Raw genomic sequence first — 12,393 nt, 5'->3', positions numbered from 1 at the left:
CATGGAACTTGTCATGGTCGAACGCGAGGGCTGTGTCTATTGTGCCCGCTGGAACGAAGAGATCGCACCGATCTATCCCAAAACCCCGGAAGGCCAATACGCGCCGCTGCGCCGGGTCGATCTTTCGGCCCTGTCGCAACAGGCCTTCAAACCCAAGGGGCCGGTGATCTTCACCCCCACTTTCCTGCTGATCGAAGACGGCACGGAACGCGGCCGGATCGAGGGCTATGCCGGCGATGAAATGTTCTGGACGATGCTGACCATCACCCTGCGCGACCATAGCGATTTCGACATCGAGGCGATGAGCGCCCCGGGAGCGGAGGCCCAGGACGCCACCAATTAGATCTGTTTACAAGACTCTGGGAGGAGCGAATGAAATCTTTTAAATTCATGGCCTTGTTGGCCATTTCCGCATTGGCATCGCCAGCGCTCGCCGAGGATGAGGACGCTTTCGTCACCTTTCAGGTCCTGAAACCCGAGGTTGCCCGCACCGCCGCCGTGGCCGCCATGGAAAGCTGCCGCGAGGCCGGCTATCAGGTCGGCGTCATGGTGGTCGACCGCTTCGGCCTCCCCCAGGTTTACGTCCGCGACCGCTATGCCGGCCTGCATGTGTTCGAGACCGCCCAGCGCAAGGCCTGGACCGCCGTCTCCTTTCGCACCGACACGCTGAGCCTCGGCGAGCTGACCGCCCCGGGCGAGATGATGTCGGGGATTCGCCAGCTTTCCGAACCGCTTGCCTTGGGCGGCGGACTTGTGATTGAAGCATCAGGCTCTATAGTGGCCGGGATCGGCGTTTCCGGTGCCCCTGGCCCGGATCTCGACGCGGAATGCGCCCAGGCGGGCATCGATGCGATCATGGACGAGATTGCATTCTGAGGAACGAAACAACTCTTTAAGGACACGTGGGGTGGACAAAGTGAATTCGCCTTTACCGGTCATCACGGAGAACATGTCGGACGAGGACATGGATGTGATGATGTCGAGCGCCTGCGATGCATCGCAGCTTTTGAAAGCCCTTTCGCATGAGGGGCGTCTGATGATCCTCTGTCACCTGGTGACCGGCGAAAAATCCGTCACCGAGCTCGAAGAGCTCCTCTCGGCCCGACAGGCCGCCGTCAGCCAGCAACTCGCCCGGCTCCGCCTCGAGGGGCTCGTCACACCGCGTCGTGAGGGCAAGGCGATCTACTATTCCTTGACGGACGACCGTCCCAAACGCATCCTCGAAGTCATCTACGACATGTTCTGTTCGATAGATGGCGCGAAAGCGGCGCGCAGCGAGTAAACCTCGCGCGCATCGTTCAGGGATTTTGGGAGGAACCCCATGCTGGACATGATGGAACCGGGGCTGCTCGCGGCCCTGATCGGCGGCTTTGGAGGATTGATCCTCGGGCTGGCCGCCCGTTTGGGACGTTTCTGTTCCATGGGCGCCATCGAAGATGCACTCTATCAAGGCTCCGATCTGCGCGCCCGGCAATGGGGCGTGGCGCTCGGCGTGGCGCTCCTCGGCACGTTCACCCTGATCGGGCTCGGCCAGTTCGACCCCGCCATGACCCCCTATCTCGGGCTTGCCTGGTCCCCGCTGGCCTCGATCTTCGGCGGGCTGATCTTTGGCTACGGCATGGCCATGGCCGGCAATTGCGGTTTCGGCGCTCTGGCGCGCCTGGGCGGCGGGGATCTCAGAAATTTCGTCATCGTGCTGGTCATGGGGCTTTCGACCTATGTGACCCTGAACGGTCCTCTGGCCGAGCTGCGGGTGATGCTGTTTCCGCCCCGCCCGGCGGAGGGCACCCTGCCCGGGCTGGCGCATGGGCTGAAACAATGGCTGGGCCTCTCGCCGGTGACCACCGGTATTGCCGCAGGCCTGATCATCCTCGCCCTGTCGCTGTCGTCGCGGGCGTTCCGTGCGGATAAAAAGCTGATCCTCTGGGGGCTCGCCGTCGGTGTCGCGATCGTCTCCGGCTGGGCCGGCACCAGCTGGCTCTCTCTGGCAACCTTCGAGGCCGAACCGGTCTCGTCGCACACATTCGCCGCGCCGATCGGTGATACGTTGTTCTATCTGATGACCTCTTCGGCTGCTTCGCCGAATTTCGGCGTCGGCTCGGTCGTCGGCGTGCTGGCAGGCGCCGCCATCGGCTCGCTCATTCGCGGCCATTTCCGCTGGGAAGCCTGCGAGGACCCGCGCGAGCTGAAACGCCAGATCGGCGGCGCGGCGCTGATGGGCGTCGGTGCGGTTGTGGCCTTCGGGTGTACCGTCGGACAGGGGCTCTCGGCCTTTTCCGTGCTGGCCTACTCTGCACCGGTGACCATCGCCGCGATCGTCGCAGGCGCCGCCCTGGGCCTGCATCAGCTGATCTACGGCTTTTCCTTCGCCCGCAAGGTCTGAGACGAAGGCGACCCTCAGCCCCGGATCATCACCTGAAGATCGGCGACATTGGTGCCGGTCGCACCGATCTGCAACAGATCGTCGGCGGCCTGCAGCCCATGGTAGCTGTCATTGCGCTTGAGCACTTCCAGCGGGTCGAGCCCCACCGCGCGCATGCGATCCAAGGTGCCGCCATCGACCAGCCCGCCCGCCGCATCGGTCGGCCCGTCGCGCCCGTCGGTGCCGCCCGAGAGGAAGACATAGTCCTTCAGCCCCATCTGTTCGGCCAGCATGGCGACACGGAGCGCCAGCTCCTGATTGCGCCCGCCCATGCCGTCGCCGGAGATCTTCACCGTGGTTTCGCCACCAAACAGGAAAATCCCGCTTTCCTTGGCACAATCGAGCACGGTCTCGGCCGCGTCGGCAACATCGCCCTCGAGCGGGATCGGGAAAAGCTGGACCCGGCCCGCTTTGCCCGCCATCTCCGCCTCGAAATGTTCGGTGGCCCGCGCCATGGCGGTAAGCGAGATCTTGTTCGAACCTATGAGCTGCACCTCGCTTTCGGGCAAGGGGCCGAGATCCGGCTGCGGTCGTGCCAGATAGGCGGAGACCGAAGGCGGCAGCCTGTCCCAGAGCCCGAGATCCTGCAACACCTGCGCCGCCTCTTCGCGCGTGCCGATCGGCGAGACCGTCGGCCCGGAGGCAATCGCCCGCAGATCGTCATTCACCACATCGGACAGCAAAAGCGCTGAGACCTTGGCGGGCGCGGCGGCGCGCAACAGCCCGCCCCCCTTGAGCCGCGAAAGCTGTTGCCGGACCAGATTCATCGTCACGATATCGGCGCCTGAGGCCAGAAGAAGCTTGTTCACCTCGGCCTTGTCCTCGAGCGACACGCCGGGCACCGGCGCCGGCAGGAGCGCCGAGCCACCGCCCGAGATCAACGCGATCACATCGCCTTTCGCATGCGACAGCGCCTCTTCGACCCGAAGCGCCGCGCGCGCGCCCTCGGCATCGGGCACCGGATGACCGGCGGCGCGCACCTCCGCGCCCGCCAGCGGCTTGGCATTCTCGTAATTGGTGACCACGATCACCGTGTCGGATTTGACATGGCGCATCGCCGCCTCGGCCATGCTCCGCGCCGCCTTGCCCACGGCAATGATAATCGGATCTTCGAAATGGCGATTTTTCAGCGCCTCTTCAACGGCATGGGCCGGATCGGCGGCCGCCACACCTTGCAGGAATACCTTTCGCGCCAGAGCGCGCGACTCTACGGGATCAAATGCTTCGCGTGTCATGAAGCGAGACTGTCATGTTGCGGCTGCGGCGTCCAGCACCCTTGCCAATCACAGCGCAAAGGGTCAGGTTTCCCGTGACCCCGCGGGCCCGACCTCCCGCAACAGAGACTGGACCCGCCATGCATGAGCTTCCCCTCACCCGAGACCTTGTTCTGATCGGCGGCGGGCACAGCCATGCGCTCCTCTTGAAACGCTGGGGCATGAAGCCCCTGCCCGGCGTGCGCGTCACGGTGATCAACCCCGGTGCCATCGCCGCCTATTCCGGCATGTTGCCCGGCTTCGTCGCCGGGCATTATGATCGCGACGCTCTCGAGCTTGATCTCATGAAACTGGCGCGTTTTGCCGGCGCCCGCGCCATCCTCGGTCGCGCCATGGCGATCGACCGCGAGGCCCGGCTGGTGCACGTCACGGGTCGACCCCCGATCCATTATGACGTCGCCTCCATCGACATCGGCATCACCTCGGACATGCCCGACCTGCCGGGGTTCACGGACTATGGCATCCCGGCCAAGCCGCTCGAGGCCTTTGCCACCCGCTGGGAAACGTTTCGCGACCGCGCGCGCAGCGGTGCGCCGGTCGAGGTGGCGGTGATCGGCGGCGGCGTCGCCGGGGCCGAGCTGGCCATGGCGATGTCGCATGCGCTCAGGAATATCGCCACGGCACAGGTCTGGCTGATCGATCACAGCGAGATCCTGACCGAAATGCGCGCGCCCACGCGTCGCGCCCTGCTCAAGGCGCTCGGACGGGCGGGCGTCCGGCTCCGACCGCAATCGAAAGTGGTCGAGATCCGGCCAGACGGGGTGAGCTTCGCCGATGGCACCACATTGGGCGCCCAGTTCGTGCTGGGGGCGGCCGGGGCACGACCCTATGGCTGGCTCGGGGATACCGGGCTCGAGCTGCACGACGGGTTCATCACCGTCAATCCCAGCCTGCAAAGCTCCGATCCGCGCATTTTCGCCGCCGGCGATTGCGCCCATCTCGCCCATGCGCCGCGGCCCAAGGCCGGCGTCTATGCCGTGCGTCAGGCGCCGATCCTCTACGACAACCTGCGCGCCGTGCTCGCCGACGGGACGGAGAAGGCCGATCTGCTGCCCTATCACCCGCAGCGCGATTATCTCAAGCTGATCTCTCTCGGGGCCAAGGCGGCGCTGGCCGACAAGGCGGGCATCCGCCTCTCGGGCCCCGCCATGTGGCAATGGAAGGATCGGATCGACCGCAACTTCATGCGCAAGCTCAAGGAGTTGACACCGATGGCCCCGCCCCGCCTGCCGGAACGCGTGGCCCAGGGGCTGCGCGAAGAGGTCGAGGGCAAGAAACCGATGTGCGGTGCCTGCGGCGCCAAGGTCGGCGGTGACATCCTGCAACGCGTGCTCTCGGCCACGCCGGACACAGAGCGGCCCGAGCGCCGCGACATCCTGCATCTTGCCGGCGACGACGCGGCGATCCTGACCCATGGCGACACCTGGCAGGTCGCCTCGGTCGATCACCTGCGCGCCTTTGTCGAGGACCCGGTGCTGATGACCCGCATCACCGCCACCCATGCGCTTGGCGATGTCTGGGCCATGGGCGCCTCCCCTCAGGCGGCGCTGGCCACGGTGACCCTGCCGAAAATGAGCGAAGCGCTGCAGGAAAGCTGGCTCGCCGAGATCATGGCGGCGGCCCGCGACCTGTTTGCCGACGAAGGCGCCGAGATCATCGGCGGCCATACGGCGATGGGGGCGGAGTTCTCCATCGGCTTCACCGTCACCGGGCTGGTCGGCAACCCGATCACCCTGAAAGGCGCGCGCCCGGGCGACCGGCTGATCCTCACCAAACCGATCGGCACCGGCGTGATGCTGGCCGCCGAAATGGAGATGAAAGCCAATGGCCGCGATATGGAAGCCGCCTATCGCTCGATGGTGCAAAGCTCCGGTGAGGCCTCGCGCATTCTCGACTTTGCCCATGCGATGACCGATGTCACCGGTTTCGGGCTCGCCGGGCATCTTCTGGGGATCTGCCGCGCCTCGGGAGTCAGCGCCGACATCCGGCTCGACGACATCCCGGTCCTGCCCGGTGCGCTGGACCTGGCGAAACGCGGGCTGCAATCGACGATTTACCCGGCGAACCGGGCCTATGCCGCGGAATACGAGGGGCCCGAAGGGCCGCGTGCCGATCTTCTGTTCGACCCGCAGACCGCCGGTGGGCTTCTGGCGGCGCTGTCGCCGATGCGCACAGAAAAATGCCTCGCGGCCTTGGATGAGGCGGGCTATCAGGCGGCGATCATTGGCGAAATCACCGAGAGCGTAGATGGAGAAACCCGTCTCGTCGTGCGGGAGTGAGTGCAGGCGAGAATGCCACCACGGGGGGCGGTTTGAGGGGCCATGTCGGACGTTCAGAACTCAGCACCTCGTGCGGAATCAAGGCCACAGGCCGCCGCACATCGTCATGCTGAAAGCATGCCTCTGGCATGACCGCGTCCCGCGCGGCGGCGATTTTGTCAGGAAAGCACAATGTATTGAACTTTCTCGGGTTTGGCTGGGATAAATCAAGAGGCTCATCGCTCAGGCTCGCCACCGCCCGCGTCATCGAGGTGCGACTTGCACCAAGACTGCGAACGTCCGCTCCATCCCGCAAACCCGACCTCCGCCCGCTCTGGACGCCCCCCCCGGCCTTTCCCCTTGCCTCACCGTGGCCGAGCCGTTAGGCGATGCCTGAAAGCTGAATGAGCGTGGGAGACAGGCATGGAATGGTTGATCTGGGGCGGTGTGGCGCTGACCTTGGCGGGGGTAGCGCTTTTGGCCTATTGCATCATCGCCGCGCTCAAGGCCAAGAAACTGGGCGGCAGCGACGAAGAAATCCGCGCCCGCCTGCAAAAGGTCGTGGCGCTCAACCTTGTCGCGCTTCTGATTTCGGCCATGGGTCTGGGCGCCGTGACGATCGGCATCATCCTCGGCTGATCCGCATCCGAAGGCCCGTTTTTTCGGACCGCGCCGGTCCCGAGAATCGTCCATTGCAAAGCCGCCGTGTAGCGCACGGATTTCGCCGCAATTCCGGTCTCCTGCGCGCCGAAACTCCCCTCCTCCGGACATCAAAACAGCCAGGATCCGGGCACCGTTTCCCGAATGGCGACAGTCACAGGGAGATCAACGGAATTCCTTTTGCGCGCCGCGAAAACGCCCTATGTGAAGAAGAAGACTGGATAACAAGCGATTAACCATTGTGCCCGTCTATCCCCCGTGTCTCGCAGAATTTTCCTGTGACGGTAACGGAATAGGAAGGGATGTCGGCTTGGGTAGAACGCGAGCTGCGGAGAGCGAAAGAAGATATCATGAACACGCAAGACACAGAGCTGCAAAACGCTTTTCAGGATATCGAAGACATTTCCGACCTGCCGCGTTCGGAATGGCTTGGCTGCGTGCGCTCGCTGGGCGACGAGCTGGGGTATTTCCAAAGCCTCGGGGATCAGTTCAGCGCCGTCTTCCTCGATGAAAAGCCGCGGCTTCTGGTCTCGTTCGACACGTTCGAACGCAGCACGGAACGCACCGACAAGGGCTATCCCCTGGGCATGGAACTGGCCTCGCAACAGGGCTGGTCGTCCCTGACCCTGCTGGCGCATAGCTCCGACGACAATGCCAACTGGTTCCGCTCGAAAAAGATCTACCGCTATTTCGACCGTCTGGTGGATGAGGGCTTCTTTGAAGATTTCGATCAGGTGGTGTTCTACGGCGCCGGGGCCTGTGGCTACGCCGCGGCGGCCTATTCGGTCGTCGCCCCCGGCGCGACCGTGATCACCATCGCCCCGCAGGCCACGCTCGAGAGCCGTCTGGCGAGCTGGGATCGTCGCTTTCCGAAGACCCGGCGGATGGATTTCACCTCCCGCTACGGCTTTGCCCCGGACATGATCGATGGCGCGGAACAGGCCTATGTCTTCTACGATCCGCGCATCGAAGCGGACGCCATGCATGCCGCGCTGTTTCACAAGCCGCATGTCACGAATGTGCCCTGCCGCCTGTTCGGCAGCGATCCGGAATATGAAATGATCGAGATGAAAGCCCTCGCCCCGATCCTCGAGGCCGCGATGCTGGGCACGCTCACCCCCCGTGTGATCACCCGCGCTCTGCGCAACCGGCATTTCAATGGCGGCTATCAGCGACGCCTGTTGTCGGAACTCGCCGCCGGCGCACGCCCCTATCAGACCGCGCTTCTGTGCCGCCATGTGCTGCGCCAGCGCAAACACGCCCCACGCTTCCGCAAAGCCTATGAGCAGGCCGTGGCCACGCTCGACGAAAAGGGCATCCCCCTGGCCGCTCCGCTCAACAAGATGGAACAGGCCTGAGCCGGGAGCGCGACGGTCCGAAGCGGAGCCCGCCTCACCCTGGGTTCAAACACGGCTTTATAGAGGGGCATCATACGGGGGCTGCGGTCAACCGCAGCCCTTATTCTGGCGCCATCAGCATCAGGAGAGGCTCAGGCGAGCCCGCCCTCTTCCTCGACAAAGCGCACCACCTCGGCCACGCCCTGCCCCTGTTTCAGCGCCGCCATGACATAGGCCCCCGCCCCACGGGCGCGCTTGGTGTCTTCTTCCAACAGCTCCGGGTCGACCCCCACATAGGGTGCGAGATCGAGCTTGTTGACGATCAGCATGTCCGAGCGCGTCACCCCGGGGCCGCGTTTGCGCGGAATGTCCTGCCCGGCGGCGGTGTCGATGACATAGAGCGTCAGATCGGCCAGCTCCGGTGAAAAGGTCGCGGCGAGATTGTCGCCGCCACTCTCGATCAGGATCACGTCCAGATCGGGAAATTTTTCGCTGAGATCGGCCACGGCCGCGAGGTTGATCGAGGCGTCTTCGCGAATGGCGGTATGCGGGCAGCCGCCGGTCTCGACACCGCGAATGCGCTCCATCGGCAGGATCTGTTGCCGCATCAGCGCCTCGGCATCCTCGCGGGTGTAAATGTCATTGGTGATCACCGCGATGGAATATTTCTCGACCAGCGCTTTCGCCAGCGCACCGGTCAGCGTCGTCTTGCCTGCGCCCACCGGGCCACCGATACCCACGCGCAAAGGTCCGTTTGGGGATGCCATGTCTTGTCTCCTGTCTCTGTCTTTCGCCCGAGCACACGCCTCAGGTCTTGAATATCCGAACGTCCATGTCTTCGTGCCGCATCGCGGTCAGATCGCCGGCGAATGCGCCGGTGGTGAGGCTGTCGATGGTCGCGCCCAGCGCCTGATCGGCAAGCGCCTCGATCTCACCATGCAGGCGTGCCAGCACGCGCTGCCCCGCCGCCTGACCGAGCGGGATGAAGCGCACACCGGCCGAGACGAGATTCGAGATAAAGCTATGCAAATAAAGGCTAATCACCGTGCGCGGAGGCAGGTCCAGACGGCGAGCGGCCTCGCCCACCGCCACCGGCAGGGCCCGGGGCGGACGCGCCTCACCGCCCATCTGCGCCACAGTTTTCACGAAGGCCGTGCCCTGTTCCAGTGTCTCGGCGAGGCGCTCTTTCGAACCAGCGATGGCTTCCGCCAGATCGGCGATCTCCGCCGCCTCCGCACCTTGCAACACCAGCGACAAAAGCCAGGCATCGACCCGCCCGCCACCCCGTTGCAGGACCGCCCGCAACCATGTTTCCAAACCCTCGGCATCCCGCACGGCGCCCTCGGCCACGGCGAGTTCCAGCCCATGCGAATAGGCGAAGGCGCCCAGCGGAAAGCTCGGGGACAGCCATTGGGTCAGGGTAAGAAGCGCGCGATCGGAGATGGATCTGTCAGTCATGGGAATGATGATGGTGCCCGTGGGAATGGCTATGATCACCCACGTGATCGTGACTGTGGGAATGGTCATGCGCATGGCTGTGCGAATGATCGTGCGAATGATCGTGATCGTGGCTGTGAGCCTGCCCGTGATCATGGGAATGCCCGTGGTCATGCCCCATGGTGCGGCCATGGCCATAGGCCCCGCCTTCCGGGGTAAAGGGCGCAACGATCTCGGACACCTCGGCGCCCAGTTGCACCAGCATGGCTTTCAACACCGGGTCGCGCTGGATCACCAGACGATCCGGCGCGATCTCGCAGGGCGTATGACGGTTGCCGATGTGCCAGGCATAGCGCGTCACCGTCTCGCCGGTCACCTCGTAAAGTTCTTCGGCGGCAGCCGTCACCCCGATCACCGTGCCATCCTCGCAGACAAACCCGTCGCCCTCGGCAATCGACACCGTCTGCGGCAGATCGATGAACACCGAGGCCCCGGATTCCGTGGTCAGCTTCTTGCGCCGCAACAGCCGCTGATCATAGCTCAGCGCCACGAAATCCTCTGCCTCGGTCCCGGCTCCGGGACGCAGCTCATAGGCCTTTGCTCCACTCATTTCCCTGCTCCTTATAGTGAATTGGGACTTTCTTAACCGACTCGGCGGCAAATGAAAGGCAAGGAGACCCTGCCCATGACCTCTATGCCGCAAGACAAGACCCCGCTTGATGCCGTTGACGCGCTGTTTGACCTACGCGCCCAAATCGCGGCGCTGCGTGAACGCGAGGCCGAACTTTGCGATGAAATCCGGACCTTTGCCACCGAAACCGGCACGCAGGACGTTTCCGGCACAAACCGTGTCGCGGTGATCGAGACCCGCCGCCCGACCCGGGTCGATCCCGGCAAGTTGCCAACGGCGATTCTCAATGACCCGCATTTCTTTGCCACCGAAGAACAGACCGTGGTGCTGCTCTGGCCGCGCGCCACGGCCGTCGCACAGAGCGGCGAAGCGGAGCTGGACGATCCGGCAGAGCGCGATCTGCAGGACGAGCTGCGGGATGAATTCGAACTGGGCGACGATCTCGCCCCGGCCTTCGCAGAGGCTGTCGCGGACGCGGGTTTTCCGTCCGACGAAATCGATCTGCCGACCGAGGACCTGCCAACTGAAGACGTGGCTGCCGAAGGAGAGACGACAGCGCCCGAGAATGACGTCGAAATGGAATGGACCGCCGCGCCCGAGCTGGAGACGGCGAAACCGGACACAACGGAACTGGCCGAGCACGACATCCCTGAGGCGGCGCCGGACAGCGGTTTTGAGGCCGAGCTCCTGGACACGCCCGCTTCGTTCGATACAGTTTCGTTTGATGCTGTGGACACCGCAGAAAACACGCCGGAAGTCGCCGAAATGCCCGGGGCCGAACCGGCCCAGCCGCAGATGCGGACCATCGGCGTGCCGCCCGAAGAGGCCGATCCTTTCGCCAGCATGCTTGATAGCGCGTCCGAACCGGTGCTCGACCAACGGATCACGGACACCCCGGTTCCCGATGCCCCGATTGCAGAGGCGTTCGCAGACATGTCCGGCGAGCTGGATGCGGTCGCCCACGAGAACACCCCGTTCGCGACGGACCCTGTGACAGGCGTCATGACCGACACCATGGCCGACACTACGACCGACACCGTGGAAATCGCAGAAGAAGCGGCTCCGGACGCCCCTTCGGACGAGACGGCAGACGAAACAGCGGGCGAGGCGGTGGAGGACCATGCGGACATGGAGGCTTTCACCAGCGCCGAGGACCCGTTCGGCCTGAAACGCGGCCCGCTGCGGGCTGCCAGCCCCGCCATGCCGTTGGTCGATGGATCTGACGCGCCCGAAACCGCCACGCCGCGCGACCTGCGCCCGACCGAGCATGCCGATCTCATGCCGCTCGCTGGCCTGCATGAAGAAGAGATCGCCCAGGTCATGGCCGAGGCCGATGCGCCGCTCGAGGCGGCCACCCTGCCCGATGCGCTCGATCTGAGCCAGTCGCTCGAGGCCGAGGCGGATCGGAAATTCGCCGACGGTTTTGATGAGACAGCCGATTTCGAGGCGCCCGAAAACGACACCTCGGCGCTCGACACCGACGACGATTTCAAACCGACCAGCACGCCCTTCGCCTCGCGCCGGTTCGTCTCCGGCAGCGACATTTGAACACGTTCCGGGGAAACCCCGGAGAGACTGGATCCAGAAGGAGAAATTCGATGTATATGACCCGTTCGCCCGTCGATGAGCTGGCCCGTTTGCGCGGCAAGATCGCCGAGCTGAAAGCCCGCGAAGCCACGCTCGAGGCGCGCTTTCTGCAGGGCAACACTTCCGGACGCTACCCGGGCTTTACCTGCGACGTGGTGGTCAGCCGCACCGCCTATCAGGTCTTCGACATTTCGAAACTGCCGCGCGACATCCTCGACGACGAGCGGTTTTATTCGACCAAACATGTGACCTCGATCCGTCTCGAGGAACATGACGAAGACGATGCGATGACGGTCCTGCCGCGCGCGGTGGGCCGCGACGCGCCCTTCCCCGCCATCGAAGCCCGCTGAGCCGCTGAGCACAGCGTCAGAGCGCCGCGCAAGACGCATGAAGGAGCAAGCACCGAGATCGCTCGGCTTGCTCCCTTTTCCTTTCTCTGGACGGGGCCCCGCCCCGGCAGAGACCCTGTTCAGACCGAAAACAGATCGCGAAACACGTAATGCGGGATGCGCTCGCGTGTGGTGCCCAGCGCCGAAAGCTCCGCATCGCTCATCGCGTCGAGCCGGGCCAGTTCGCCCAGCCGCTTGCGCCTGACGGCATAGGCGTTCACCCCCTGCCCCAGCGTGGCAAAGAACAGATCGAGCCTGTCGCGCAGGCTCGGCGTGAGAATGGCAATATTGGCGACATGCTGCATGTCCGGAAACCTCATCGTTCGTGGGTTTCCTCCCTATGTCCTCACGGTAGCGCATCGGTTTAAACAAACAATTGCCGGGCGCGCGGCCCCTCG

The 12,393-nt window shown here is 64.4% G+C and carries 14 protein-coding genes; 9 read left to right on the top strand and 5 right to left on the bottom strand.

Features of this window, described 5'->3' with window-relative positions; genetic code table 11:
• The first annotated feature begins 13 nt into the window (after positions 1–13).
• The 4 genes from BM151_RS01755 (at position 14) to BM151_RS01740 (ending at position 2,383) form a co-directional block, all read left to right on the top strand.
• Entirely contained in the window at positions 14–343 is a 330-nt protein-coding gene (locus tag BM151_RS01755; protein WP_342714529.1) for a thioredoxin domain-containing protein, read from the top strand.
• Between the two features lie 29 nt (positions 344–372).
• Positions 373–876: a GlcG/HbpS family heme-binding protein gene (locus tag BM151_RS01750; RefSeq protein ID WP_090056322.1), complete on the top strand. Its 504-nt coding sequence runs from the start codon at positions 373–375 to the stop codon at positions 874–876.
• Between the two features lie 73 nt (positions 877–949).
• Positions 950–1,282 (top strand): ArsR/SmtB family transcription factor, encoded by a 333-nt coding sequence (locus BM151_RS01745; protein ID WP_090059094.1) that lies wholly within the window; start codon positions 950–952, stop codon positions 1,280–1,282.
• Positions 1,283–1,321: 39 nt separating this feature from the next.
• On the top strand, positions 1,322–2,383 hold the full coding sequence (locus BM151_RS01740; protein WP_090056318.1) for a YeeE/YedE family protein: 1,062 nt from the start codon (positions 1,322–1,324) through the stop codon (positions 2,381–2,383).
• A 14-nt stretch (positions 2,384–2,397) separates the two neighbouring features.
• Here the strand turns inward: BM151_RS01740 and BM151_RS01735 are convergent, their stop codons facing one another.
• Positions 2,398–3,657, bottom strand: a complete 1,260-nt coding sequence (locus tag BM151_RS01735) for a glycerate kinase type-2 family protein (protein ID WP_090056315.1) — start codon at positions 3,655–3,657, stop codon at positions 2,398–2,400.
• A 119-nt stretch (positions 3,658–3,776) separates the two neighbouring features.
• On the opposite strand from BM151_RS01735, the gene selD reads away from it, so the two are divergent.
• The 3 genes from selD (at position 3,777) to BM151_RS01720 (ending at position 7,972) form a co-directional block, all read left to right on the top strand.
• Positions 3,777–5,975 carry a selenide, water dikinase SelD gene (selD, locus tag BM151_RS01730; RefSeq protein WP_090056312.1) on the top strand — a complete coding sequence of 733 codons (2,199 nt, stop codon included), beginning with the start codon at positions 3,777–3,779 and terminating at the stop codon, positions 5,973–5,975.
• Between the two features lie 402 nt (positions 5,976–6,377).
• On the top strand, positions 6,378–6,593 hold the full coding sequence (locus tag BM151_RS01725) for a hypothetical protein (RefSeq protein WP_090056308.1): 216 nt from the start codon (positions 6,378–6,380) through the stop codon (positions 6,591–6,593).
• A gap of 371 nt (positions 6,594–6,964) precedes the next feature.
• Entirely contained in the window at positions 6,965–7,972 is a 1,008-nt protein-coding gene (locus tag BM151_RS01720; protein WP_143093016.1) for a phosphoadenosine phosphosulfate reductase, read from the top strand.
• A 131-nt stretch (positions 7,973–8,103) separates the two neighbouring features.
• Here the strand turns inward: BM151_RS01720 and ureG are convergent, their stop codons facing one another.
• Genes ureG through BM151_RS01705 form a run of 3 tightly spaced genes read right to left on the bottom strand, consistent with a single transcriptional unit; the run spans position 8,104 to position 9,998 of the window.
• Positions 8,104–8,718, bottom strand: a complete 615-nt coding sequence (gene ureG / locus BM151_RS01715) for an urease accessory protein UreG (protein ID WP_090056301.1) — start codon at positions 8,716–8,718, stop codon at positions 8,104–8,106.
• Between the two features lie 40 nt (positions 8,719–8,758).
• A complete protein-coding gene (locus BM151_RS01710) occupies positions 8,759–9,409 on the bottom strand; it encodes an urease accessory protein UreF (protein ID WP_177212992.1) in 651 nt (216 codons plus the stop codon).
• Entirely contained in the window at positions 9,402–9,998 is a 597-nt protein-coding gene (locus BM151_RS01705) for an urease accessory protein UreE (RefSeq protein ID WP_090056298.1), read from the bottom strand. Before BM151_RS01705 ends, BM151_RS01710 begins: the two co-directional genes overlap by 8 nt.
• Positions 9,999–10,073: 75 nt before the next feature.
• Between BM151_RS01705 and BM151_RS01700 the strand changes: the two genes are divergently transcribed.
• Positions 10,074–11,567 (top strand): hypothetical protein, encoded by a 1,494-nt coding sequence (locus BM151_RS01700; RefSeq protein ID WP_143093015.1) that lies wholly within the window; start codon positions 10,074–10,076, stop codon positions 11,565–11,567.
• A 50-nt stretch (positions 11,568–11,617) separates the two neighbouring features.
• Entirely contained in the window at positions 11,618–11,956 is a 339-nt protein-coding gene (locus BM151_RS01695; RefSeq protein WP_090056290.1) for a hypothetical protein, read from the top strand.
• A 119-nt stretch (positions 11,957–12,075) separates the two neighbouring features.
• On the opposite strand, the gene BM151_RS01690 is transcribed toward BM151_RS01695, so the two are convergent.
• On the bottom strand, positions 12,076–12,315 hold the full coding sequence (locus BM151_RS01690; RefSeq protein WP_245781066.1) for a hypothetical protein: 240 nt from the start codon (positions 12,313–12,315) through the stop codon (positions 12,076–12,078).
• Positions 12,316–12,393: the final 78 nt, after the last annotated feature.

This window comes from Celeribacter neptunius (assembly GCF_900113955.1).
Taxonomy (GTDB): domain Bacteria; phylum Pseudomonadota; class Alphaproteobacteria; order Rhodobacterales; family Rhodobacteraceae; genus Celeribacter; species Celeribacter neptunius.
Note: the sequence above shows the minus strand (reverse complement) of the source record. Positions and strands in the feature narration are given on the sequence as shown.

Bases quoted from the DNA above. Each gene is read 5' to 3' on its own strand.
- BM151_RS01745 (WP_090059094.1), top strand. From the start codon at position 950: ATGTCGGACGAGGACATGGATGTGATGATGTCGAGCGCCTGCGATGCA.
- ureG (WP_090056301.1), bottom strand. From the start codon at position 8,718: ATGGCATCCCCAAACGGACCTTTGCGCGTGGGTATCGGTGGCCCGGTG.
- BM151_RS01705 (WP_090056298.1), bottom strand. From the start codon at position 9,998: ATGAGTGGAGCAAAGGCCTATGAGCTGCGTCCCGGAGCCGGGACCGAG.
- selD (WP_090056312.1), top strand. From the start codon at position 3,777: ATGCATGAGCTTCCCCTCACCCGAGACCTTGTTCTGATCGGCGGCGGG.
- BM151_RS01735 (WP_090056315.1), bottom strand. From the start codon at position 3,657: ATGACACGCGAAGCATTTGATCCCGTAGAGTCGCGCGCTCTGGCGCGA.
- BM151_RS01695 (WP_090056290.1), top strand. From the start codon at position 11,618: ATGTATATGACCCGTTCGCCCGTCGATGAGCTGGCCCGTTTGCGCGGC.
- BM151_RS01700 (WP_143093015.1), top strand. From the start codon at position 10,074: ATGACCTCTATGCCGCAAGACAAGACCCCGCTTGATGCCGTTGACGCG.
- BM151_RS01710 (WP_177212992.1), bottom strand. From the start codon at position 9,409: ATGACTGACAGATCCATCTCCGATCGCGCGCTTCTTACCCTGACCCAA.
- BM151_RS01750 (WP_090056322.1), top strand. From the start codon at position 373: ATGAAATCTTTTAAATTCATGGCCTTGTTGGCCATTTCCGCATTGGCA.
- BM151_RS01725 (WP_090056308.1), top strand. From the start codon at position 6,378: ATGGAATGGTTGATCTGGGGCGGTGTGGCGCTGACCTTGGCGGGGGTA.
- BM151_RS01740 (WP_090056318.1), top strand. From the start codon at position 1,322: ATGCTGGACATGATGGAACCGGGGCTGCTCGCGGCCCTGATCGGCGGC.
- BM151_RS01755 (WP_342714529.1), top strand. From the start codon at position 14: ATGGTCGAACGCGAGGGCTGTGTCTATTGTGCCCGCTGGAACGAAGAG.
- BM151_RS01720 (WP_143093016.1), top strand. From the start codon at position 6,965: ATGAACACGCAAGACACAGAGCTGCAAAACGCTTTTCAGGATATCGAA.
- BM151_RS01690 (WP_245781066.1), bottom strand. From the start codon at position 12,315: ATGAGGTTTCCGGACATGCAGCATGTCGCCAATATTGCCATTCTCACG.